This window comes from Streptomyces geranii (genome assembly GCF_002954775.1).
GTDB lineage: Bacteria > Actinomycetota > Actinomycetes > Streptomycetales > Streptomycetaceae > Streptomyces > Streptomyces geranii.
The window spans coordinates 15,557-38,044 of sequence record NZ_PJME01000018.1 but is presented as its reverse complement, the minus strand read 5'-3'; the positions used below and the strand labels follow the sequence as shown (position 1 = coordinate 38,044).

General features: G+C 71.6%; 21 protein-coding genes. 14 read left to right on the top strand and 7 right to left on the bottom strand.

The window, feature by feature from the left end:
- Nucleotides 1-12: 12 nt before the first annotated feature.
- Nucleotides 13-1,689 (bottom strand): flavin-containing monooxygenase, encoded by a 1,677-nt coding sequence (locus tag CW359_RS23510; RefSeq protein ID WP_105972079.1) that lies wholly within the window; start codon nt 1,687-1,689, stop codon nt 13-15.
- 185 nt (nt 1,690-1,874) lie between these two features.
- On the opposite strand from CW359_RS23510, the gene CW359_RS23505 reads away from it, so the two are divergent.
- The 6 genes from CW359_RS23505 to CW359_RS23480 all read left to right on the top strand — a co-directional run bounded on the left by CW359_RS23505 (nt 1,875) and on the right by CW359_RS23480 (nt 7,491).
- Nucleotides 1,875-2,267 carry a carboxymuconolactone decarboxylase family protein gene (locus CW359_RS23505; RefSeq protein ID WP_105972078.1) on the top strand — a complete coding sequence of 131 codons (393 nt, stop codon included), beginning with the start codon at nt 1,875-1,877 and terminating at the stop codon, nt 2,265-2,267.
- A gap of 44 nt (nt 2,268-2,311) precedes the next feature.
- Nucleotides 2,312-3,052, top strand: a complete 741-nt coding sequence (locus tag CW359_RS23500) for an SDR family NAD(P)-dependent oxidoreductase (protein WP_105972077.1) — start codon at nt 2,312-2,314, stop codon at nt 3,050-3,052.
- Between the two features lie 203 nt (nt 3,053-3,255).
- Nucleotides 3,256-4,491 (top strand): NAD(P)/FAD-dependent oxidoreductase, encoded by a 1,236-nt coding sequence (locus tag CW359_RS23495; protein WP_105972076.1) that lies wholly within the window; start codon nt 3,256-3,258, stop codon nt 4,489-4,491.
- Nucleotides 4,492-4,509: 18 nt separating this feature from the next.
- The gene (locus CW359_RS23490; protein WP_105972075.1) at nt 4,510-4,704 is read left to right on the top strand and encodes a ferredoxin; all 195 of its coding nucleotides are present in this window, start codon (nt 4,510-4,512) and stop codon (nt 4,702-4,704) included.
- A gap of 48 nt (nt 4,705-4,752) precedes the next feature.
- On the top strand, nt 4,753-5,991 hold the full coding sequence (locus tag CW359_RS23485; RefSeq protein ID WP_105972074.1) for a cytochrome P450: 1,239 nt from the start codon (nt 4,753-4,755) through the stop codon (nt 5,989-5,991).
- A 558-nt stretch (nt 5,992-6,549) separates the two neighbouring features.
- A complete protein-coding gene (locus CW359_RS23480; RefSeq protein WP_105972073.1) occupies nt 6,550-7,491 on the top strand; it encodes an SDR family NAD(P)-dependent oxidoreductase in 942 nt (313 codons plus the stop codon).
- A 240-nt stretch (nt 7,492-7,731) separates the two neighbouring features.
- Here CW359_RS23480 and CW359_RS23475 read toward each other — a convergent pair whose 3' ends face one another.
- The gene (locus CW359_RS23475) at nt 7,732-8,442 is read right to left on the bottom strand and encodes a hypothetical protein (RefSeq protein ID WP_157968623.1); all 711 of its coding nucleotides are present in this window, start codon (nt 8,440-8,442) and stop codon (nt 7,732-7,734) included.
- A 98-nt stretch (nt 8,443-8,540) separates the two neighbouring features.
- Here CW359_RS23475 and CW359_RS23470 point away from each other — a divergent pair, with 98 nt between their 5' ends.
- Entirely contained in the window at nt 8,541-9,113 is a 573-nt protein-coding gene (locus tag CW359_RS23470) for an ArsR/SmtB family transcription factor (RefSeq protein ID WP_105972071.1), read from the top strand.
- A gap of 163 nt (nt 9,114-9,276) precedes the next feature.
- Here CW359_RS23470 and CW359_RS23465 read toward each other — a convergent pair whose 3' ends face one another.
- The gene (locus tag CW359_RS23465) at nt 9,277-10,737 is read right to left on the bottom strand and encodes an MFS transporter (protein ID WP_105972070.1); all 1,461 of its coding nucleotides are present in this window, start codon (nt 10,735-10,737) and stop codon (nt 9,277-9,279) included.
- Between the two features lie 311 nt (nt 10,738-11,048).
- Between CW359_RS23465 and CW359_RS23460 the strand changes: the two genes are divergently transcribed.
- Nucleotides 11,049-11,777: a hypothetical protein gene (locus CW359_RS23460; protein WP_105972069.1), complete on the top strand. Its 729-nt coding sequence runs from the start codon at nt 11,049-11,051 to the stop codon at nt 11,775-11,777.
- The gene (locus CW359_RS23455; RefSeq protein WP_105972068.1) at nt 11,774-12,331 is read left to right on the top strand and encodes a SixA phosphatase family protein; all 558 of its coding nucleotides are present in this window, start codon (nt 11,774-11,776) and stop codon (nt 12,329-12,331) included. The genes CW359_RS23460 and CW359_RS23455 overlap by 4 nt, the downstream gene beginning before the upstream one ends.
- Before the next feature lie 8 nt (nt 12,332-12,339).
- Here CW359_RS23455 and CW359_RS23450 read toward each other — a convergent pair whose 3' ends face one another.
- Nucleotides 12,340-12,888, bottom strand: coding sequence for a DUF4240 domain-containing protein (locus CW359_RS23450; protein ID WP_105972067.1), 549 nt, complete (start codon nt 12,886-12,888; stop codon nt 12,340-12,342).
- 89 nt (nt 12,889-12,977) lie between these two features.
- On the opposite strand from CW359_RS23450, the gene CW359_RS23445 reads away from it, so the two are divergent.
- From CW359_RS23445 to CW359_RS23435, 3 genes are all read left to right on the top strand, one after another.
- Nucleotides 12,978-13,604, top strand: a complete 627-nt coding sequence (locus CW359_RS23445; protein ID WP_105972066.1) for a YigZ family protein — start codon at nt 12,978-12,980, stop codon at nt 13,602-13,604.
- 88 nt (nt 13,605-13,692) lie between these two features.
- On the top strand, nt 13,693-14,856 hold the full coding sequence (locus tag CW359_RS23440; protein WP_105972065.1) for an exonuclease SbcCD subunit D: 1,164 nt from the start codon (nt 13,693-13,695) through the stop codon (nt 14,854-14,856).
- Between the two features lie 160 nt (nt 14,857-15,016).
- On the top strand, nt 15,017-18,001 hold the full coding sequence (locus CW359_RS23435) for an AAA family ATPase (RefSeq protein ID WP_105972064.1): 2,985 nt from the start codon (nt 15,017-15,019) through the stop codon (nt 17,999-18,001).
- Nucleotides 18,002-18,019: 18 nt separating this feature from the next.
- On the opposite strand, the gene CW359_RS23430 is transcribed toward CW359_RS23435, so the two are convergent.
- A complete protein-coding gene (locus tag CW359_RS23430; RefSeq protein ID WP_105972063.1) occupies nt 18,020-18,466 on the bottom strand; it encodes an Lrp/AsnC family transcriptional regulator in 447 nt (148 codons plus the stop codon).
- Between the two features lie 138 nt (nt 18,467-18,604).
- On the opposite strand from CW359_RS23430, the gene CW359_RS23425 reads away from it, so the two are divergent.
- The gene (locus tag CW359_RS23425; RefSeq protein WP_105972062.1) at nt 18,605-19,144 is read left to right on the top strand and encodes a rhodanese-like domain-containing protein; all 540 of its coding nucleotides are present in this window, start codon (nt 18,605-18,607) and stop codon (nt 19,142-19,144) included.
- A 79-nt stretch (nt 19,145-19,223) separates the two neighbouring features.
- On the opposite strand, the gene CW359_RS23420 is transcribed toward CW359_RS23425, so the two are convergent.
- A complete protein-coding gene (locus CW359_RS23420; protein WP_105972061.1) occupies nt 19,224-20,018 on the bottom strand; it encodes an ATP-grasp domain-containing protein in 795 nt (264 codons plus the stop codon).
- 76 nt (nt 20,019-20,094) lie between these two features.
- On the opposite strand from CW359_RS23420, the gene CW359_RS23415 reads away from it, so the two are divergent.
- Nucleotides 20,095-20,589, top strand: a complete 495-nt coding sequence (locus tag CW359_RS23415; protein WP_105972060.1) for an immunity 21 family protein — start codon at nt 20,095-20,097, stop codon at nt 20,587-20,589.
- Nucleotides 20,590-20,711: 122 nt separating this feature from the next.
- Here CW359_RS23415 and CW359_RS23410 read toward each other — a convergent pair whose 3' ends face one another.
- Entirely contained in the window at nt 20,712-22,403 is a 1,692-nt protein-coding gene (locus tag CW359_RS23410; protein WP_105972059.1) for a DUF885 domain-containing protein, read from the bottom strand.
- Between the last annotated feature and the right edge of the window lie 85 nt (nt 22,404-22,488).

Here is a 22,488-nt window from a genome sequence, read left to right as displayed (position 1 = left end):
CCGGCTGGTCGGTCAGGCCTTGGTCTCCGGATCCGCCGCCTTGGAGAAGGTGAAGGCCGGGAAGTCGTTCTGGACCAGGTCGCGGATCAGTTCCTGGAGGTTCCACCGCCCGGTCGGGTTCAGCAACTGCTTGATCGGCTTGCCGGGGATGTTGCCCCCGGAGAAGTAGCTGCTCTCCAGGAAGGACGACATCGTGCTGGAGTTCACGCTGTCCGTCCACTCCTCCTCGGCGGCCTCGGTCGCCTCGATGACGTCGTGGCCGTAGTCACGCGCGTGGATGATCGCGTCGGTGATGATCTCCACCTGGTCACCGGCGTACCGCGGGTTGTTGCCCGTGGCGCCGTGCGGTCCGCCGGGGAAGAAGAAGTTCGGGAAGCCGGCCGTAGCGACCCCGAGGTAGGTGCGCGGGCCGTCCGACCAGTACTCCTTCAGCGGGAGCCCCTGACGGCCCTGCACGCCAAGCCTGTTGAGGGCGCCGGTGCCGAAGTCGTAGCCCGTCGCCCAGATGATGATGTCGAACTCCTCGACACCGGCGGCGGTCTCGATGCCGTCCTCCGTGATACGGGTGATCGGCGTCTCGTTGATGTCGACGAGCGAGACGTTCGGCTTGTTGTACGTCTCGTAGTAGCCGGTGCCGAAGGGGGGTCGCCGGCCGCCGTAGCCGTGGGCCTTGGGGATCAGCTTGTCTGCCGTCGCCGGGTCCTTGACGATGGAGCGGATCTTGTCGGCCAGGAACGCGCACCACTCCGCGTTCACGGTCTCGTTCGAGAGCATGTCGTAGTAGTGCTCGGTCAGCTTGGTGAAGCCGGGGCCGTTCCACCGCTCCTCGTAGAACGCCTGGCGGTCCTCCGGGCTGTCCTCCAGACCGGACCGCATGACGATCTGGTGCAGGAACCCGCTCGGCGAGGTGTTCAGCGTCTCGCGGATGGACTCGAAGTTGGCCTTCAGCTCCGCCTGCTCCTCGGGCGTGATCGGCCCGTTGTTGAGCGGCGTGAGCCAGTCGGCGTCCTTCTGGAACACCGTCAGCTGTGCCACGTCGTCCGCGATCGCGGAGATGATCTGCACCCCGCTGGAGCCGGTGCCGATCTGCGCCACCCGCTTGCCGGTGAAGTCGATGGGGTTCTTCGGCCAGCGGCTGGTGTGGTGCTGCGCGCCCCGGAAGTCCTCGCGGCCCGGGATCGCCGGGATGAACGGCACCGACAGGTTGCCGGTCGCCGCGACGACGAAGCGGGCCCTGACCTCGGTGCCGTCACTGCCCCGCACGGTCCAGGTCCCGGACGCCTCGTCGAAGACGGCCGCGGTCACCTTGACGCCGAAGGCGATGTCGCGCCGCAGGTCGAACCGGTCGACGACATGGTTGAAGTACCGCTCGATCTCCGGCTGGCCGGCGAACTTCTCCGACCACTCCCACTCCTCCCACAGCTCCTTCGAGAAGAGGTAGCCGTAGGTGTAGCTCTCGGAGTCGAAACGCGCCTCGGGATAGCGGTTCCAGTACCAGGTGCCGCCCACCCCGGTGCCCGCCTCCAGCAGCTTCACCGAGAACCCGGCCTCCCGGGCCAGGTACAGCTGGTAGATGCCGGTGACACCGGCGCCGATGACCAGCACGTCGACCGTGCCGCCGGTGTCGCCCGTACTGCCTGTACCGCCCGCTCCGACCTGGTCCTGGCCCGGCTTCGTCGTGTCGCTCATGTGCTCTCCCGCGTGAGCCTGATTCGTTTTGTCGACCGGTCGGTCGAATACTCGGTGAGAAGTGAGACTAGATGAGGCGGCGGGTCCGGGCAATGGATGTGAATCTCGCCGGGGACATTGATTGTACCGACCGTCTGATCTAACTTTCGCTCAAGGACGTGAAACCGCGCAACGGGAGTACAGGCATGAGCGACAAGGGTGTCGAAGAGACCGCCGATCTGCGGGCCGCGGGCTGGAAGGCCATGCGGGCCGCCCTGCCGGGTGTGTTCCCCGAGGGTGACATCGATCTGAAGGACGGGCGGCTCGGCGAGGATCTCGTCGACATCGGCCTCGTCAGCGTCTGGGGCGGACTGTGGGGCCGCGAGGGGCTCGCGCCGCGCGACCGCAGCCTGGTGACGCTGGGCATCCTCATCGCCCTCGGCGCGGAGACCGAGCTGAAGACCCATGTCCGTATCGCCCTGACGAACGGACTGACCGAGGCCGAGATCGCCGAGGTCATCTACCACTCCAGCGGCTACACCGGCTTCCCCCGGGCCGTGGCCGCCCGCACGGCGGCGCGCGAGGCCCTGGAGGGCTGAAGGCCCTCCGACCGTCGGCACTTCACATCACACGAGGAGTAGGCATGACACTGCAAGGAAAGGTCGCGGTCGTCACCGGCGGCGCCCGGGGGATCGGCCGTGGAATCGCGACCGTGCTCGCGGCCAAGGGGGCCGCCGTCGCCGTCTGGGACCTGAACGTCGAGGGCGCCGAGGAGACCGTCGCCCTGATCGCCAAGGAGGGCGGTACGGCCATCGCGGTGGGCGGTGACGCGGCCGACGAGGCGGGCGTGGCGGCCTCCGCCGCCCGGACCCGGGCGGAACTCGGCCCGGTCACGATCCTGGTCAACAACGCCGGGACCACCGCCTACGAGCCCTTCACGAGCATCACCGAGGCCGCCTGGGACCGCATGATCGGGATCAACCTCAAGGGCCCGTTCCTGGTCACCAAGGAACTGGTGCCGGACATGGTCGAGGCGGGCTGGGGCCGGATCATCAACATCTCCTCGTCCTCCGCGCAGACCGGCGCGCCCTCCATGGCGCACTACGCGGCCTCCAAGGGCGGTGTCATCGGCCTGACCAGGGCACTGGCGGTCGAGTACATCGAGAAGGGGATCACCGTCAACCACGTACCGCCCGGGTTCATCGACACCCCGCTGGTACGCCAGGGGCCCGTGGACGTCGACGCGGTCGCCGCGATGATGCCGATGAAGCGGGCCGGTACCCCCGAGGACATCGCCTACGCGGTGGCCTACCTGGCCTCCGAAGAGGCGAGTTACGTCACCGGCCAGACGCTCAGCGCGAACGGTGGCCGTTACCTGGCGTGAGCGGTGTCCCGGCGGCGCCCAGGCGGAATCCCTGCGCTGCCTCGGCGGTGCCGGGCGAGGGTGCCGCCGCCGGAAACTCTGTTCGGGTGTTCGTTATACCGACCGGCAGGTATAATTTTCAGCGAGACATCGGGCCAAGGCTGCAATGGAGCACGCATGAGCATCGACGACGACGTCAGAAACGGCCCCCGCGGGGTGACCGCGTGACGGCCCGCGTCCTGGTGGTGGGCGCCTCGGCGTCCGGACTGTCCACGGTGGAGGCGCTGCGGCGCAAGGGGTACGCGGGCGGGATCACGGTGCTCGGCGACGAGCCGCACGCTCCGTACGACCGTCCGCCGCTGTCGAAGCAGGTGCTGTCCGGCGCCTGGGAGCCGGAGCGCGCCGCACTGCGCGCCGAGGAGCAACTGACGTCGCTGGACGCCGAGTTCCTGCTCGGCGAGACCGCCGTCGCGCTGGACGCCGAGAAGCGGACCGTGCGTACCGCCTCAGGGCGGGAGGTCACCGCCGATGCCGTGGTCATCGCCACCGGTGTACGGGCGCGGCGGTTCCCCGGGGCGCCGGACCTGACCGGGGTGCATGTGCTGCGCTCGCTCGAAGACGCACTGGCCCTGCGCGGCGAGCTGGTCGCCGGACGGCGGCTGGTGGTCGTCGGTGAGGGCGTGCTGGGTTCGGAGATCGCGGCGACGGCACGGACGCTGGGCCTGGAGGTGACGCTGGCGGGACCGCTGGCCGCGCCGATGGCTCTCCAGGTGGGCCCGGTGGTGTCGGGGGTGCTGGCCGGACTGCACACCGAGCGCGGGGTGACGCTCCGGCTCGGCGAGGGAGTCGTCGGGCTGACCGGGGAGGAGGGCGGCCGGGTGTCGGGGGTGCGGCTGGCCTCGGACGAGGTGCTCCCCGCGGACGTGGTCGTCGTCGCGATCGGTGCCGTCCCGGCGACGGAGTGGCTGGCCGACAGCGGCCTCGCCCTGGACAACGGCGTGGTGTGCGACGCGTGGTGCCGGGCCGCCGAGGGCGTCTACGCCGTCGGCGACGTGGCCCGCTGGCACCACGAGGGCCTGGGCCGGTCGGTCCGCCTGGAGAACCGGACCAACGCGACGGAGCAGGCGATGGCGGTCGCGGGGGTGATCCTCGGCGAGGACCGGCCCTACGCGCCCGTGCCGTACTTCTGGACAGATCAGTACGACGCCAAGCTCCAGGTCCACGGCTTCCTGCCGGCCGACGCCGAGGTGGACGTCGTGGAGGGCGACCTGGCCGCCCGGCGCTTCGTCGCCCGGTACCGGGTCGGCGGCCGAGTCACCGGGGTCCTGGGCTGGAACATGCCCAAGCAGACCCGGCTGCGCCGCCAGGAGGTGGTGGACGCGCTCCAGGAGCCCGCCGTCCCCACGCCCACGACCGTCCCCGTCCCCACCCCTGTCATCACGCCCGCTCCCACCCACTGAACGCTCAGGAGAGATCCCATGAAGGTTGTCGTAGACGAGGAGAAGTGCGTCGCCGCCGGACAGTGCGTGAACGCCGCCATGGACGTGTTCGACCAGCGTGACGAGGACGGCATCGTCGTCGTCCTGGACGAGCACCCGCCCGCCGAACTGGCCGACGACGTGCGCAACGCCGCCGCGATCTGCCCGGCGCTGGCCATCCGCATCGAGGAATAGAACGCCCCGTTCCCAGTGAGTACCGCCCTTACCACTTGAGGAGAATCCATGGCTGAGGCAGAGACCGGGCTCGCCCCCGACGAGCAGGTGTACTTCTACCAGGACGACCGGGACGCCGAGTGCCCCTTCGCCCCGCCGCCCGGACTGCGCGCCCTGCACGACAAGGCACCGGTCTCCCGGGCCCGCATCTGGGACGGCAGCACCCCCTGGCTGGTCACCGGCCACGCGGCCCAGCGGGCGATCCTGTCCGACCCCCGGGTCAGCTCGAACGACAAGCAGGCCGGGTTCCCGTATCCGAACCACGTCATGGCGGAGGGCGCTCCCCACCACCCGCTGACGATCTTCAACGCCGACGGCGCGGACCACACGCGGATCCGGCGCATGATGACCCGTCCGTTCACGCGCCCCCGGATGGAGGCGCTGCGCCCGCAGATCCAGCAGTTCACCGACGAACTCATCGACCAGATGCTCGCGGGCCCGAAGCCTGCGGACCTGGTGACCGCCGTGTCGCTGCCGCTGCCCTCGCTGATGATCTGCGCGCTGCTCGGAGTGCCGTACGCGGACCACGACTTCTTCCAGGAACACGCGCAGTGGGCCACCAGGAGCGACAAGACGGTCGAGCAGCAGAACGCGGCGAACGCGGCGCTCGGCGGCTACCTGGCCAACCTGCTCCAGAAGAAGATGGAGGAGCCGGCCGAGGACGTGCTCTCCGACTTCGCCGCGCGGATCAAGGACGGTGACCTCAACCTTCCCGAGGCCGTCATGCTGTCGATGATCCTGCTGATCGCCGGTCACGAGACCAGCTCCAGCATGATCACGCTGGGCACCGCGCTGCTGCTGGACAACCCCGGGCAGCTGGCGAACCTGCGCGAGATCGACGACACGAAGGCCGTCGCCAACGCGGTCGAGGAGATCCTGCGCTATCTGACCGTCCCGCAGCTCGGACAGCGCCGGATCGCCGCCGAGGACTTCGAGTTCGAGGGCGTCGAGATCAAGGCGGGCGACGGCATCATCGCCGCGCTGCCCGCCGGCAACTGGGACCCGGAGGCGTTCCCGGACCCCGAAAAACTGGACCTCACCCGCAAGGCGAGCCACCACGTCGCCTTCGGCTGGGGCATCCACCAGTGCCTCGGCCAGCAGCTGGCCCGCATCGAACTCCAGGTCGTCTACGGCACGCTCTACCGCCGAGTCCCGACCCTGCGCCTCGCGGTAGACCGCGACGAACTGGACTTCCGCCCGGCGGACGCACTCGCCTTCGGCATCAGCGAGCTGCCGGTCACCTGGTAGTGGGTGGTCGGGGGTGGTAGCACCACCGGTTACTGCCGGGTGGCACTGGGTGGTGCCGAGTAGTACCGGGTGGTGCCGGGTGATATCGGGTCGTTCTGGCAGTGCCGGGTGGTTCGGACAGCACTCGTGGTTCGGACAGCAACTCGTGGTTCTGGTAGCACCCGGGAGTTCTGGTAGCACCCGGGAGTTCTGGTAGCACCCGGGAGTTCTGGTAGCACCCGGGATTCCGGCGGGGCTTGGTGGTTCTGGCAGGGCTTGGTGGCACTGGCGGTGCCCGGTGGTCTTGGCAGGACCCGCTGGTTCTGTTCGGACCCGGTGGTTCTGGCACGACTTGGTGGTCCCGGCGGGACTGACCTGGTGGTCCTGGCCGGGCGTGGTGGCCGCGGAAGCACCTGGTGGTCTGCCCGGACCCGGTGGTTCTGCCCGGACCTGCTGGTCCTGGCAGGACCCTGCGCTCTGCCCGGGCCCGGGGCCCGGGGGGCCTGGCGGGGCCGGTGGTTTCGGTAGCGCCCCGCAGACGGCGAACGTCTTTCAACCGCAGTACAACAGGAGTCACCTATGAGCGAGTTCAGCTTCGAAGGACGCGTCGCCGTCGTCACCGGTGCGGGTCGGGGCCTCGGCCGGGCCTACGCCCGGCTGCTGGCCGAGCGGGGCGCCAAGGTCGTCGTCAACGACCTTGGCGGGTCGATCGAGGGCGACGGCGCGGACATCGGTCCCGCGCAGAAGGTCGTCGAGGAGATCACGGCAGCGGGCGGCACGGCCGTCGCCGACACCAACGACGTGTCGACGCCGGCCGGCGGCCAGGCGATCATCGACACGGCGATCGACGCCTTCGGCCGGATCGACGTCCTCGTCAACAACGCCGGGATCATCCGGTACGCCGGGCTGCCGGAGATCGAGGCGGAGAACCTGGAGCGTCATCTCGACGTCCACCTCGTCGGCTCGTTCAACACCTTGCGAGCCGCGTGGCCGCACTTCGTGGAACAGGGGTACGGCAGGGTCGTACTGACCACCTCCAGCGGCATGTTCGGGCTCGACAACAACCTGTCGTACGCGGCGGCGAAGGCCGGCACGGTCGGCCTGGCCCGCAGCGCGAAGCTGGCGGGCGAGCCGCACAACATCAAGGTCAACCTGATCGCACCGGCGGCGATGACCCGCATGGGCGGGGGCGAGCAGCCGGACGACGTACAGCCGGTCCCCGGCCAGCCGTACATGCCGTCGGGCGCGGCGGCACCGATGGTGGCGTACCTCGCGCACGAGAGCTGCCCGGTCAACGGGGAGATCTACACGGCGGGCGCGGGCCGCTTCGCCCGTCTGTTCATCGGGTCGACGGAAGGGTACGTCCACGAGGACGGCCCGGCGACGGTCGAGGACGTCGCGGCGAACTGGGACACCATCAACGACGAGAAGGACTACTACGTCCCGACCGACCTGATGGCGTGGTCCGGCTCCTTCCTCAAGCACCAGTTCCGACACCTCTCGGTGCCCGGGGCAGAGTAGGGGCGAGCGCCGGGCGGCGGGTGCGGTCAGCGGGTGACCGCGGGCCCGATCCACAGGTGAGCCGGACCGTCGCTGGGGGAGTTCCCAGCGACGGATTTCGGCACCCTTCTTCTTAGGCCGAGAACGCCCTTCGGCTCACCCTGAGTCCGCAGTTGGCTGCCCCCACAGCAGGCCGCGCGCATTGCGCGGGTAGGCGGCCGGCGGGCTCGGTCACGGCACTGGCCAGACGTACAGCACTGGCTAGGCGTAGGGCCGGATGGCCACCGTGACATCCAGATCGAAGGCGTTCGTTCCCGCTGCGGACGGCAGGGCCAGGGTCCGGTCGAGCGCGCGGCGCAGAGGGCCGCAGCCGCTGGTGCCCGGGGCGGCGAACTCCACGTCCTGGGCGCCGAAGGCGACGACCAAGGGGTCCTTGGATATGACCCTGGTGGGATCGGTGTCCTTGAGTACCAGGTGCACCGGGTCCTTGTCGCTGCCCACCGAGCAGCCCGACGACGGCCGGGCCGGCCCGTGCACCGTGCCTATGGCGAACCTGATGTCGAACTCGCCGCGCCGCGTGTCGTCGGACAGGAAGTCCGAGTAGCCGCCGTACCTCGGCGTCAGGGTCAACGGGGTGCCTGTCACCCGGATCGGCGCGGCGCTCATCTCCCCGAAGACCTGGCGGAACTCACCGTCGACCCGGCCTTCGGCAAAGGTGATCTTCATGGGCTCGGTGAGCGCCTCGTCGACGGCGCCAATGCGGAGATGCCCTGTGGCGTGCATGACCTCGCAGCGCCAGGCCCCGAGGACCGCACCCGGGGGCAACTCGTCGACGGTCGGACAGGCGGAGAAGTCGAACCCGGGCGGATCCGCGGCCTGTTCGGCTCCATGGGCAGGTGCGGCTCCCAGCGCGAGGCCGACCAGCAGGGCGCCCACGGCGGCGCTGGTCAGGCGGCGGACAGCACGGTTCAAGGTCAATCGGTTCGGCGTCATGCGTCACAGCATTGCAGAGATTTGTCTGCAGAGGAAGGTCTGCAGAGAATTCGCTGCCATCTGGGTACACTGCCGCCATGAAGGAAGAGCGGAGAGAGGAAGCCGCAGCGCGGCGCACGGTCGACAGTCCCGAGGTGCTCAAGGCGCTCTCGCACCCCCTGCGCCTGCGTATCCTGCGCCACCTCGGCACGGCTGGTCCGGCCACCTCGACCACCCTCGCCGCCGCCCTCGGCGAGAACACCGGGACGCTCAGCTACCACCTGCGCATGCTGGAGCGCAGCGGCCTGATCGAGGACATCCCCGAGCGTTCCACCGGGCGTGAGCGCTGGTGGCGTGGGGTGCGTGGCCTCGACATCCGCAGGCCGCCGCAGGGTGAGCTGACGGAGGCCGAGCGCGCCATGTCGGCCGAGCTGGACCGGATGAGGATGGAGGAGGACGTCGAGCTGGCCCGGCAGTTCACTGCCGCACAGGCGGACTCCGAAGGCTGGATGCGGGGTTCACGCAGCCTCGCCCACCTCACGAAGGCTGAACTGGACGCCTTCCACGACGACTACATCGCCCTGCTCGCGCGCTACGCCCGCGGACGCGAGGACGCCCCCGACGACGCACGACCCGTACTCCTCCGCTGGTTCGGCCTGCCCGCTGACTGACCGCCGGGCTCGGTCGAGGCCGGCCCTTGAGGCCGGCCCTTCGCGCAGGTCGCGGCGCTCGGCTGACGGAACCGAAGTGCATCGGACGCGCCAGGAAACGCGGGACCGGCCTGACCGCTTCGGGGAAGCGGCCGGGCCGGTGTCCTGTGTCGAAGCCGTTCGGTCAGGCGACCGCCTGCCCCGCCTGGACCTCGTCGAGGCGCTTGCTCTTGGGGATCAGGGAGACCAGCGCCGTGCCCACCGCACAGCAGCCGACGACCAGCCAGAGGCCGTTGGTGAAGCCGGTGTCGAGGTAGAACTGGGTGCCGTGCAGGATCGCCCCGTGCTGGGCCATCACCACGAAGGCCAGCTGGGACACGATGATCTGGGCGACACCCTGACCGAGGGTCTGGGCGCCGTTGGCCAGGGCCTGCTCCTCGGGGGTGACGACCTCGATGATCATGATGGGCACGATGGCCATCACCACACCCGTGCCGAAGCCCGCGATCACACCCATGCCCACGATCTGGGGAGCGCTGTGGTGCAGCTGGGTGCCGATGCCGTAGCCGAGGACGGTGAGCGCGGAGCCGACGCCCAGGATGATCCGGGCGTCCATCCGGCGGGCGGCGAAGCCCGTGCCGACGGCCGCCACGATGATCATGGCGCTGATCGGGCTGGTGACGATGGCGTTGTGGGTGCCGGACCAGCCCAGGCCCTCGGAGACGTTGGGGATCTTCGGCATCAGGATCAGCATCTGGATCACGACGCCGACCGCGCTGAGCGAACCGGCCGCGATGGAGGTCGCCAGCAGCACGGTCCACACCGAGCGGCGCCGGGTCATGGCCGGCGGGAACAGCGGTTCGGCGACGCGGCGTTCGACGAGGACGAAGACGAACAGCGCGATCAGCGCCCCGACGACCCAGGCGGCGAACTTCCCGCTGTCCCAGCCCCAGTGCGAGCCCTGGCCGACCGCGTAGACGAGCGCCGTGATGCCACCGCCGAGGAGGATGCCGCCGAGCCAGTCCATCCGGCCGCCCGCCTCGCGGATCGGGCTCTCCGGCACGAAGGACGCCACCAGCACGAAGCTCACGGCGGTGCTGATCGCCATGAACCACAGCACCCCGCGGAAGCCGTAGTCGTCCAGGAGCCAGCCGGACAGGAACGGCCCGCCGAAGGCGACGAGACCGACACCGCCGGCCAGGATGCCGCTCGCGAGGCCGACCCAGCGGCGCGGGAACACGTCGCGGGTGATCGCGTAGGCGAGCGGGGCGGTGGCCGCGTAGACGCCCGCGATGCCGCGCCCGATCAGCAGGGTGCGGTAGTCGGTGGCGACGGCGGCGATCAGGTCACCGACGAAGCCCAGCCCGGTGGCGACGAGCAGCACCTTCTTCTTGCCGAAGAGCGCCGCGGCCTTGACCGCGAAGGGCAGGAAGAAGGTCCCCGTCAGGAGGGTCATCAGGGTGAACCAGGCGATCTCGGTGGTCCTGAAATGGATCGCGATCTCGGCCTGCGAGATGCCGGACAGCGCGGCCATCAGCGCGACCAGCTGGACGGTCCACACGAGCGCGACGACGACGAGGACGTTGCGCCTGGTGGAGAGGGATCTCTCGTGTTCCTGTGGGGCGGCGGTCTGTGTCTGGGACATGGCGGCCTTCCGAGGTGAGCGGGACATCCAGAGCACGGCTCCGACTCTGGGGATGTGGGGAGGTTGGTGCCGGTAAAGTAGACCTAACGGTCGGTACAATCAATAAGTTGCGCGTAAAGCCCCCGAGCGACCTCCCCAGGTCCCGCTGACCGGGACCCAAACCGCCGGGACCCTGGGAGGCAGCCCCGAAGGGGCGCCTCCCAGGGGTGCGGGGAACTGCGCGCCCAGCCCCCACGAACCCGCACCCGACGAACAACGACAACCCCCGCCCACACACCCCGCCGAACCAGCGGAGCGTTACGCTCGGCAGCGTGCTCCGCATCATCGACGCCCGAACCGGCGACCCCGTCGTCGCCGCCCCGGCCCGCAGGGCCCTGACCCGCGTCGAGGCGCACACCCAGCGCTTCGACGCCACCACCCTCCGCGTGCTCCTGGTCGCCGACGTCCTCGTCCGCGCCCTGGAGGTGGGCGGCACCCCCGCGTGGGCCGTGGTGGCCGGTGAGGAGCAGATGGCTGAACTCCGGGTGGCCGCCGCGGCCCTCGGCATCCGCCCCTTCGAGGACCGCCGCGACGTCGGGCCGGAACCGGCGGGAAGCCAGCAGCTCCATGTGGTGAGCCGGGGCGACCGGGCGGCGGAGGGCATCCACCTCGACGTGGCCCGGGCCGACTCCTCGGTCCCCATGAACCTCCCGGGGGACACCGACCCCACCGTCCTCCGTCTCGCCCTGCTCGCCCACCCCCGCTCCGAGCCCGTACGTCTCACCCCGGCCGCCCTGTCCGACGTGGACCGCACGCTCGCGCACTGGCGCGGCTCGGTCGCCGTCTGGGCGCAGCAGCCGTCCCGGCCGGTGCCCGACACCCTGCGCCGCGACCTGCGCGCCGCCTGGGAGAACGACCTGGACGTACCCGCCGTACTGGACGTCCTGCGCCGCGTGGAGACCCTCGACCGGCTGCCGGACGGCGCCCGTTTCGAGACGTACGCCTACGCCGACCGCATCCTCGGCCTCGAACTCACCCGCGACATCGGGACGTTGACATGACCGACCACCAGGGCCAGGGTCAGGGCCGGAACCCGCTCCGCCGGCTGGTTGTCCTGCGGCACGCCAAGTCGGCCTGGCCGCCGGGCGTCGAAGACCACGACCGCCCCCTCGGCCCCCGCGGCCTGCGCGACGCCCCCGCCGCAGGACGGGCCCTCGCCGAGGCCGACCGCCTCCCCGACCTCGCCCTGTGCTCCACCGCCGAACGCGCCCGCCGCACCTGGGAGTTGGCGGCGGCCGAATGGGACACCCCACCGCCGGTCCGGCACGACCCGAGGCTGTACGGGGCGGACGTACCGGAGTTGCTGGCCGTCGTACGCGAAGTCCCGTCCACCGTCGAGACGTTGCTGCTGGTCGGGCACAACCCCGGCCTGGAGGAACTGGTGCTGGAACTGGCCGGGGACGGGACCGACGACGCGCTGGACGTCGTACGGGAGAAGTTCCCGACCTCCGCGATCGCGGTCCTGGCCTGGCGCGGCACCGGCTGGCACGACCTCGCACCCGGCACCGCCCTGCTCACGGACCTGATCGTGCCGCGCGGGAAACCGCCCCACTGACCCCTCGGCTACCCCAGGAGGAGCCCGGCCAGCCGCGGCAGCCGGCGAGTCGTCTCCTCCCGGTCGTCGAAGTCGAAGTCCCAGGCGGGGTCCAGCTCCGGATACCGGATCGTGAACGCGCCGGCGGGAAGCTGCTCACCGGTCGCCGCGATGTGCGCGTTCCAGGCGATGCTCAGTACGTCCTCGCCCTCCAGATCCAATTCCGGCTCCGGGCCGTCGGCCGCCGCTGACCGCACGACGGGCAGTTCCGCGAGGGTGTCGGGGTCGGCGACCACGCGCTCGAAGACCTCGCGCCCCTGGGCTATCAGCCATCCGCGGAAGTAGTCGAAACCGTCGTCCGAGCAGCCGCCGTTGACGAGATAGGCGGCAGCCCACAAGGGGTTCGTGTAGGAGTCGGCCATCAGGTCCCACAGCACCTGCTGAGCGGCGACGATCTCCTCGGCCGGGCGCGCGGCGAGCAGGGCCGACGCCTCCCCGGCGACCGCCCCGCTGGCGTCCGGGTCGGCCGCCCGCTCGCGTGCCACCTCGATGAGCTGCCAGAACTCCACTTTGTCCATGCCGCCAGAGCATGCCACCCACCACTGACAACGGCCCCTCCGCAGCGACCCCCGACAACGTCTCCTCGACCACGGACTAGGGTGGCCGGATGCCGGACGAGTACCGCACAGTGGCCCACGCGGGGACGCACGAGACCGAGGTCAACCGCTCCCGCTTCCTGTGCGCCCTCGCCCCCGCGGCCACCGAGCGGGAGGCCCAGGAGTTCATCGCGGCCGTCCGCAAGGAGCACGCCGACGCCACCCACAACTGCTACGCGTACGTCATCGGCGCCGACGCCGCCGTCCAGCGGGCGAGCGACGACGGCGAACCGGGCGGCACCGCGGGCGTCCCCATGCTCCAGATGCTGCTGCGCCGCGACATGCGGTACGTCGTCGCCGTCGTCACCCGCTACTACGGCGGGGTCAAACTGGGCGCGGGCGGTCTGATCAGGGCGTACGGGGGAGCGGTCGGCGAGGCCCTGGACGTGCTCGGCACCCGCACCCGCCGCCGGTTCCGGCTGGCCACGGTGACCGTCGACCACCAGCGGGCCGGAAAGGTCCAGAACGACCTGCGGTCGACCGGGCGCGAGGTGCGCGAGGTGCGGTACGGGGAGGCGGTCACGATCGAGATCGGGCTGCCGGACGCCGAGGTGGCGGCGTTCGAGGGATGGCTGGCGGACGCGACGGCGGGTACGGCGGGGTTCGCGCTGGGCGGAGAGGCGTACGGGGACGCGTGAGCGGCACGACGGCCTCGGGGGCCGCAGATCGGGCCGATACGGGAGTAACCGCCCGTGATGTCAGACCCGGCTGTTAGTTTCGGGGATCATGAGACTGCTGCACACGTCCGACTGGCATCTCGGCCGCGCCTTCCACCGGGTGAACATGCTCGGGGCGCAGGCCGAGTTCATCGGCCACCTCGTCACCGTCGCGCGCGAACGCGAGGTCGACGCGGTGGTCGTGTCGGGTGATGTGTACGACCGGGCGGTGCCCCCGCTGGCCGCCGTCGAGCTGTTCGACGACGCCCTGCACCGGCTCGCGGACCTCGGGGTGCCGACGGTGATGATCTCCGGGAACCACGACTCGGCCCGCCGCCTCGGTGTCGGCGCCGGGCTCATCGGCCGCGCGGGCATCCATCTGCGCACCGACCCGTCGGCGGCCGGGACACCGGTGGTCCTCAAGGACGCCGCCGGGGACGTGGCGTTCTACGGCCTGCCCTATCTCGAACCGGCGCTGGTGAAGGACGAGTTCGGCGTGGAGAAGGCGGGCCACGAGAGCGTCCTGGCCGCCGCGATGGACCGGGTCCGCGCCGACCTCGCCACGCGCGCGGAGGGCACCCGTGCCGTCGTCCTCGCCCACGCCTTCGTCACCGGCGGCGAGGCCAGCGACAGCGAGCGGGACATCACCGTCGGCGGGGTCGCCGCCGTGCCCTCGGGCGTGTTCGACGGCGTCGACTACGTGGCTCTGGGCCATCTGCACGGCTGCCAGACCATCACCGCGCGCGTGCGCTACTCCGGCTCCCCGCTGCCGTACTCCTTCTCCGAGGCCGACCACCGCAAGAGCATGTGGCTGATCGACCTGGCGGGCGACGGCTCGGTCACCGCCGAACGCGTCGACTGCCCGGTGCCCCGCGCGCTCGCCCGGATCAGGGGGCACCTGGAGGACCTGCTCGCCGATCCGGACCTCGCCCGCCACGAGGACGCCTGGATCGAGGCGACACTGACGGACGCGGTACGCCCGGCCGACCCCATGGCCCGGCTGATGGAACGGTTCCCGCACACGCTGAACCTGGCCTTCGACCCCGAACGGTCACCGGACGACCCGGACGTGACCTACGCGCGGCGCCTCGCGGGACGCGACGACCAGGAGATCGCGGAGGACTTCGTCCTGCATGTGCGGGGCGCGGGCGCGGACGAGCACGAACGGGGCGTCCTGCGGGACGCGTTCGACGCGGTGCGGACGGACGAGACGGTACGGGAGGTGGCGCGGTGAACGGGGTGTGGGCTGTGGGGGTTGGGCGGAACAGTGCGGGACACCACGTCGGGTGCGGGCCGGTGGGGCTTCTCGCGCAGTTCCCCGAGCCCCTGAAAGGCGGGGGCCGCGCCCCTCGCCGCATTGATTCGCACAGCGACCTGCACACGGAGGGCGCCCGGTGAGGCTGCATCGGCTCGACATCACCGCCTTCGGGCCCTTCGGCGGTGCCCAGCAGGTCGACTTCGGGGAGTTGTCCGCCGCCGGGCTCTTCCTCCTGCACGGTGCGACCGGTGCGGGCAAGACCTCGATCCTCGACGCCGTCTGCTACGCGTTGTACGGCTCCGTGCCCGGCGCCCGCCAGGGCGGATCCCTGCGCAGCGATCACGCCGCGCCCGGTACCCGTACCGAGGTCACCCTCGAACTCACCGTCTCCGGACGCCGGTTGGAGCTGACCCGGCAGCCGCCCTGGGCGCGGCCCAAGAAGCGCGGCGAGGGCACGACCCTCGACAAGGCGCAGAGCTGGCTGCGGGAGTACGACTCCTCGGCCGGGTCCTGGAAGGACCTCAGCCGCTCCCACCAGGAGATCGGCGAGGAGATCACCCAGCTGCTCGGCATGAGCCGCGAACAGTTCTGCCAGGTCGTGCTGTTGCCCCAGGGCGACTTCGCGCGCTTCCTGCGCGCCGACGCCGAGGCCCGGGGCAAGCTTCTCGGCCGCCTCTTCGACACCCATCGTTTCGCCGAGGTCGAGAAGCGCCTCGCCGACCGTCGCCGCGCCGCCGAGGCCGAAGTGCGGGACGGGGACACGGAGTTGCTGGCCGACGCCCACCGGATGCAGCAGGCCGCCGGTGACGCCATGGAGCTGCCGGCCCTCGCACCGGGGGAGCCGGGGCTGGCCGAGGCCATCATGGGCGCCGCCGCAGTCGCCCGATCCACCGCGCGGGAGCGGCTCACCATCGCCCACTGCGCTCGCTCCGCCGCCGAGTCCGCACAGGTCGCGGCCGACATCGTGCTGGCCGACGTACGCGAAGTGGCCCTGCTGCAGCGGCGGTTCGCCGAGGCACGGGAGCGGGCCGGGCGGCTGGAGGAGCGGGCGGACGCGCACCGGGAGGCGCGGGCGCGGATGGAGCGGGCCCGCAAGGCCGAGGCGGTGGCACCCGCGCTGGAGCTGCGCGAGGCGGCCGAGACCGAGCACCGGCGCGCTGCCGACACCGAGGCACGCACGCGTGCCCTGCTGCCGGACACCTTCACGGACGCCGGCGCCGGAGGACTGGCCGCCGCAGCACGCCGGGCCGCCGAGGAACTGGGCGGGCTCGAATCAGCCCGCCGTGCCGAACAGCGGCTGGCCCAGCTCGTCGCCGAGCGCACCGGCCTGGACCGCCAGGAGCGCGCCGACGAGGACGTTCTGCACGACGCCGAGAGCTGGCTCGGGGGATGGGAATCCACCCGGGCGGGCCTCCAGATCCGTATCGAGTCCGCGCAGGAGGCCGCCACCCGGGCCGAACAGCTCGCCGTCCAGCGGGAACCCGCCCAGAACCGGCTCCGGGCCGCCCGCCAGCGCGACACGCTCGCCCGGGACACGGACGAGACGCAGACCCACGTACTCGCCTCGCGTGAACGAGCCACGGACGCCAAGGCGCACTGGCTCGACCTCAAGGAACAGCGGCTGACCGGCATCGCCGCCGAACTCGCCGCCAACCTCAGCGACGGCGAAGCCTGCGCCGTCTGCGGGGCCACCGAACACCCCGCGCCCGCGCGGAAGATCGCCGGGCACGTCGACCGGGAGGCGGAGGAGCGGGCGCTCGCCGCCTACCAGCGGGCCGACGAGCGCCGTGCCGACGACGAACGCCGACTGGGCCTCGTACGCGAGGCGCTGGCCGCCGCCACCGCCGAGGCCGGGGACGCGCCCACCGCCCAACTCGCGGAGCAGGCGGAGGAGTTGGAGCGGCGGTACGAGGAGGCGCGGCGGGGTGCCTCCGGGCTGCACTCCGCGCACGAGCAGCTCCGCCGGGCCGAGCAGGAGCGCGAGCGGCGCACCGCCGCCCAGCAGGAGGCGGCGGTCCGGACCGCGTCCCGGGTCGCCCGCCGGGACACGCTCGACCGTGAACGGGCCGCGCTGGAGGAGGAGTTGACGCAGGCCCGGGGCACCGCCGAGAGCGTCGCCGTGCGGGCCGGGCAGCTGGAGCGGCAGGTCGCGCTGCTCACCGACACGGCCGAGGCCGCCCGCGCCGCCGAGGACACCGCCCAGCGACTCAAGGACGCCGACGCCCGTCTCGCCGACGCCGCCTACCGCGCCGGGTTCGACACCCCGCGCGCGGCGGCCGACGCCCTGCTGGACGACGCGGCCCACCGGGAACTCCAACGGCGCCTGGACGCCTGGCAGTCGGAGGAGGCCGCCGTACGGGCCGCCCTCGCCGAGCCCGACACGGTGGCCGCCGCCCAGCAGCCGCCCGCCGACCTCGCGGGCGCCGAACAGGCCGCCTCGGCCGCCGCCCGGCGGCTGCGGGAGGCCGCCTCCGCGCGCGACGCCGCCGCCGGCCGCTGCCGCGAACTCGACCGCCTGTCCGCCCGCTCGGCGTCGGCGGTACGACGGCTCGCCCCGCTTCGCGCCGCCCACGACCGGGTGGCCCGCCTTGCCACCCTCACCGCGGGCACCTCGGCGGACAACGAACGCAAGATGCGCCTGGAGTCGTACGTCCTCGCCGCCCGCCTCGAACAGGTGGCCGCCGCCGCGACGGCACGGCTGCTGCGCATGTCGTCCGGCCGCTACACCCTGGTCCACTCGGACGACCGGGCCGGGCGGGGCCGCAGCGGCCTCGGGCTGCATGTCGTCGACGCCTGGACCGGCCGCGAGCGGGACACGGCGACCCTGTCCGGCGGCGAGACCTTCTTCGCCTCCCTCGCCCTCGCCCTGGGCCTCGCGGACGTCGTCACGGACGAGGCCGGCGGGGTCCGCCTCGACACCCTCTTCATCGACGAGGGCTTCGGCAGTCTCGACGACCAGACGCTCGACGAGGTCCTCGACGTCCTCGACTCACTGCGCGAACGGGACCGCAGCGTCGGCATCGTCAGCCATGTGCCGGATCTGCGGCGGCGGATCCACGCCCAACTGGAGGTGGAGAAGGGGAGATCGGGGTCGGTGGTGCGGCAGCGGGGCGGTGGCTGAGGGCGGCGGCGTCGGCGTTCACTGGCCGACGGGGCGGCGGGGGAGCGGCGAGGAGTAGACGACGCTGGTCGTCACCGAGCCGAGCGTGCCGATCCTGCCCGACACCTCCTCCAGATGCCGCATCGAACGCGCGATGACCTTGATGACGAAGCAGTCGTCCCCGGTCACGTGATGCGCCTCCAGGATCTCGGGCGTCACGGCGACCAGGTCGTGGAACGGTTTGTAGTGGCCGTTCGGATACCTCAGCCGGACGAAGGCGACGATCGGCAGGCCGAGCCGCTCCGGGTCGACGACCGCCGCGTACCCCTGGATGACCCCGGCCTCCTCCAGCCGCCGCACCCGCTCGGTGACCGCGCTCGGGGACATTGCCACGGCCCGTGCCAGCTCGGCGAAACTGGCGCGGCCGTCGCGCTGGAGGACATCGAGGATGCGCCAGTCGGTGGCGTCCGGGGAAAACGTGCTCATGCCCGAGGAATAGCAGGGAAATCACCGGCTGATCAAGAGAACAGCCGTGGATCACACCTTCAGGTGAACGGATCGCCGGCCGTAGATTTTCCGGTGAGGGACCTCGGCCGCGAGTCCCTGTCAAGGGAGGGCCCGACCATGAGCATCACCACGACTGCCGAGAACGCCACGACCGTCGAGAACGCCACGAGCGCCGTCAGTTCCGTCGGCGCCGTCAACCCCGTCCTGCGCGTCGCCCCCGCCGCCCCGGCCGAGGCTGCCGCCTACTTCGCCGTGAGCCTCGCCTTCCACGCCGACGTCTCCGATGTGGCCGCCGCCCTCGCGGCCGGTGACGGCGACCCCGGTTTCGTCGTCGTCGACTCGCGCTCCACCGAGTCCTGGGACCAGGGCCACCTCCCGGGCGCCGTCCACCTGCCGACGGCCCTGATCCCCGAGCAGGCCGCCCGGCTGCTCGACAAGGCGGTGCCCGTGGTGACGTACTGCTGGGGGCCGGGCTGCAACGGGGCGACCCGAGCCGCCCTCGCGCTCGCCCAACTCGGCTACCAGGTCAAGGAGATGCTCGGCGGCTTCGAGTACTGGGTGCGCGAGGGCTTCGAGTTCGAGACCTGGGAGGGCCGGGACCGCCGCGACACCGACGCGTTGACGGCCCCGGTGGACGCGACGGACTGCGGCTGCTGAAGACTGCTGCAGCAAACGCGGGCCTCGGGCTCGTACAGGACGCCGTCCTGTACGAGCCACTTCCCCCCCCGAACGACCCTCAGTCCCGCACGACTTCGGGCAGCGAGCGAAGGAAGGCGCGGTCGGCCGCCCCGAACTCCCCGTCCGGGCGGGCCGCGTGCAGGACGACGTCCAGGGCGGCGTCCGGATCGCAGGCGTAATGCCCGCTCGCCCAGGCGGCGTTGGCCTCGACGACGGCCCACTCCGAGCACTCCGTCAGCAGACCGACGTCCACGACGACGGCGCCGGGCAGTTCCTGCGAGAGCAGGCGTTCGGCGAAGGCCAGCACCTCCGCGCGCCGAGGGTCCTCGTCGAGCGCGGCGACGTCCAGCTCGCCGTGGGTCAAGTACCGGCTGCCGGTGCGGACTTCACCGTCGAGCAGGAACAGCCGGTACTCCACGGCGAACGTCACTATGTCGCTCACCAGCACCGGCGTTCCGTCGTCGACCGCGTCTGGCCCCGGCAGTCGGCTCCCGTCCGGATAGACGCGCGCCGGGAAGCTCTTGTCGTTCGGCGGCTTCACGAACGCCGGTCGGCGCAGCTGCCGGGCCTCGGCGACCGTGCTGAACTCGATCTCCCTGTGCGTGAGTTCGTACGGCAGCCGGGCCAGCCAGTCCGGCGCCGCCTCCAGGAGCCCGAGGCCCAACTCGCCCGCCACGGCGTCCGCGAACAGCGGACCGGCGTACAGCGACGCGCCCTCGGCCGCCCGGCACTCCTCCGGCACCCGCCACTCGCGCAGCACCTCGACACCCATCGCACGCCGACGTGCCGCGTCGGCCAGTGCGTGGCCGGTGGCGGTAACGCGCGGGGAGAGAAAGAGAGTTCGGGCGTTCATGGAGACGATGGTGGCCCACCTGCGGGGACCGGGGACAGCGAATTTACGGGCGCGCATTGCGTGTAGGTTGCTGCGCATGCCAGTTGAGTGGGTGGAGTCGGGCGGTGGGCCGCTCATTGCGGTACCGGAAGCGGTGTTGCCCTTCTGGGCGGGTGCGGACGGCGACGAGTTGTCGACGGACTACGACCGGGCCTGCGAGGTGGATGGTCTCATCGGGTTCGTGCCCGTCGGCGACACCACGGCCCTCGTCCTCGGCGACGAGCCGGCCGCGACCGCGTTCCTGCCGGAGCACGACACCTTCGTACGGTGGTGTGCCGCCGACTCCGAGGAGGAGCTGCTCGCCAGTGTCCCGGCCGCGCTCGCGGCGGCGGAGTGGGAGCCGGACCGGGCGTGGGTGACACCGGGGAACGTACTCCTATTCGACTCGGCGTGGCCGGGCAAGGAGACGGACCGGACCGACCATCTGCGGGTCGAGCTGGCGCCGGGGCGGTACGCGGTGCGGGCGGCCTACGTGGAGCCGGGACCGGAGACGTGGGTGGGACTCGTACAACTGCGGCGGCTCACCGGTTGACCGGCTGACGCGCGAGAACAACGGCCGGGACAGCGGCGGGGGTTGTGGCGGGAGAAGTGGAGGAGGCTGTGGGGCGTGCACCTGCGCACCCCACAACCACCTTGCCCTGCCGCCCAGTCGGCTCAGAGCTGTGACAGCTCGTCCACCAGGTCGTCCAGCCCGAGCGACCCCTGCGACAGCGCGGCCATGTGCCAGGCCTTCGCGTCGAAGGCGTCGCCGTGGCGGCGCCGGGCGTTCTCGCGGCCCAGGAGCCAGGCGCGTTCGCCCAGCTTGTAGCCGATCGCCTGGCCGGGGATCGTCAGATAGCGGGTCAGCTCGCTCTCCACGAAGTCGGCGGGGCGGCTGCTGTGGGCGCCGAAGAACTCCTGGGCCAGCTCCGGCGTCCAGCGCTCGCCGGGGTGGAAGGGGGAGTCCGCCGGGATCTCCAGCTCCGCGTGCATACCGATGTCGACGATGACGCGGGCCGCCCGCATCATCTGCGCGTCGAGGTAGCCGAGACGCTGCTCGGCGTCCGTGAGGAAGCCCAGCTCGTCCATCAGGCGCTCCGCGTACAGCGCCCAGCCCTCGCAGTTGGCGCTGACCCCGCCGATGGTGGCCTGGTAGCGGGAGAGGTTCTCGGCGACGTGCACCCACTGCGCGAGCTGGAGGTGGTGGCCGGGGACGCCCTCGTGGTACCAGGTCGAGACCAGGTCGTACACGGGGAAGCGGGTCTGGCCCATCGTCGGCAGCCAGGTCGTGCCGGGACGGGAGAAGTCCTCCGAGGGGGCCATGTAGTACGGCGCCGCGGCGCTGCCGGCCGGGGCGATGCGCGACTCGACCTTCTTCACCCGCTCGGCGAGTTCGAAGTGCGTGCCGTCCAGCGCCTCGATCGCCTGGTCCATCAGACCCTGGAGCCACTCGCGGACCTCGTCGACGCCCTCGATGTGCGTGCCGTGCTCGTCGAGATGGGCCAGCGCGACCCACGGAGTCTCGGCGCCCGGCAGGATCTTCTCGGCCTCCAGCCTCATCTCGCTGAGGAGCCGGTGGAACTCGGCCCAGCCGTACGCGTACGCCTCCTCCAGGTCCAGATCGGTGCCGTTCCAGTAGCGCGACCAGCGCGCGTACCGCTCCCGGCCCACGGTGTTCGGGGCGCCCTCGACGGTCGGCGCGTACACGTCCCGCATCCAGCCCTGGAGTTCGACGACGGCCGCGTCCGCGACCCGCGCCGCCTCGTCCAGCTCGGCGCGCAGCGACTCGGGGCCGGTCGACGCGAAGTCCGCGAACCAGCCGACGCCCTTGCCGTCCAGGTCGGACCACTCGCCGAGCTGCCCGACGAAGGTGGCGGTGGGGCGCGGAGCCGCGTACAGCTTGCGCTCCAGCCCGAGGGCCAGGCTCTCCCGGTAGCCCCGGAACGCCTCCGGGACCGCGCGCAGCCGCTCCACGATCGCCGCCCAGTCCTCCTCTGTGGCCGTCGGCGTCACCGTGAACACCTCGCGCACCGAGTGCGCGGCCGTGTGCATGTTGCCGACGGCACGCAGCCCCTCGCCGGCGTCGTGCACGGCGAGTTCGGCGGCGAGCCGCTCGCGCAGCAGCCGCCCGCAGCGCCGCTCGATGTCACTGTCCGCGCCAGGCCGCCGCTCGGCCTCGTCCAGCCGTGCCAACGTCGTCCGAGCCAGCTCCGCCAGGGCCTCCTGACCGGCGGGCGAGGTGTCCGGCAGCTTGCTGGAACTCTCCTTCACACCGAGGTAGGTACCGGTGACGGGGTCAAGGGCGATGAGATCATCGACGTAGGCGTCGGCGACCTCACGAGGCAGGGGGTTCTTGGTGTCGGACATGCACTCATCCTCGTACGAGCCCCGGGACACTGCCAAGCAGGGTTTCCCCGCGCCTCCGTAGGGGCGCGGGGAACTGCGCGACCAG

Coding starts and splice junctions, on each gene's coding strand:
- CW359_RS23510 (WP_105972079.1), bottom strand. CDS start 1,689: ATGAGCGACACGACGAAGCCGGGCCAGGACCAGGTCGGAGCGGGCGGT.
- CW359_RS23505 (WP_105972078.1), top strand. CDS start 1,875: ATGAGCGACAAGGGTGTCGAAGAGACCGCCGATCTGCGGGCCGCGGGC.
- CW359_RS23500 (WP_105972077.1), top strand. CDS start 2,312: ATGACACTGCAAGGAAAGGTCGCGGTCGTCACCGGCGGCGCCCGGGGG.
- CW359_RS23490 (WP_105972075.1), top strand. CDS start 4,510: ATGAAGGTTGTCGTAGACGAGGAGAAGTGCGTCGCCGCCGGACAGTGC.
- CW359_RS23485 (WP_105972074.1), top strand. CDS start 4,753: ATGGCTGAGGCAGAGACCGGGCTCGCCCCCGACGAGCAGGTGTACTTC.
- CW359_RS23480 (WP_105972073.1), top strand. CDS start 6,550: ATGAGCGAGTTCAGCTTCGAAGGACGCGTCGCCGTCGTCACCGGTGCG.
- CW359_RS23470 (WP_105972071.1), top strand. CDS start 8,541: ATGAAGGAAGAGCGGAGAGAGGAAGCCGCAGCGCGGCGCACGGTCGAC.
- CW359_RS23465 (WP_105972070.1), bottom strand. CDS start 10,737: ATGTCCCAGACACAGACCGCCGCCCCACAGGAACACGAGAGATCCCTC.
- CW359_RS23455 (WP_105972068.1), top strand. CDS start 11,774: ATGACCGACCACCAGGGCCAGGGTCAGGGCCGGAACCCGCTCCGCCGG.
- CW359_RS23450 (WP_105972067.1), bottom strand. CDS start 12,888: ATGGACAAAGTGGAGTTCTGGCAGCTCATCGAGGTGGCACGCGAGCGG.
- CW359_RS23445 (WP_105972066.1), top strand. CDS start 12,978: ATGCCGGACGAGTACCGCACAGTGGCCCACGCGGGGACGCACGAGACC.
- CW359_RS23440 (WP_105972065.1), top strand. CDS start 13,693: ATGAGACTGCTGCACACGTCCGACTGGCATCTCGGCCGCGCCTTCCAC.
- CW359_RS23430 (WP_105972063.1), bottom strand. CDS start 18,466: ATGAGCACGTTTTCCCCGGACGCCACCGACTGGCGCATCCTCGATGTC.
- CW359_RS23425 (WP_105972062.1), top strand. CDS start 18,605: ATGAGCATCACCACGACTGCCGAGAACGCCACGACCGTCGAGAACGCC.
- CW359_RS23420 (WP_105972061.1), bottom strand. CDS start 20,018: ATGAACGCCCGAACTCTCTTTCTCTCCCCGCGCGTTACCGCCACCGGC.
- CW359_RS23415 (WP_105972060.1), top strand. CDS start 20,095: ATGCCAGTTGAGTGGGTGGAGTCGGGCGGTGGGCCGCTCATTGCGGTA.
- CW359_RS23410 (WP_105972059.1), bottom strand. CDS start 22,403: ATGTCCGACACCAAGAACCCCCTGCCTCGTGAGGTCGCCGACGCCTAC.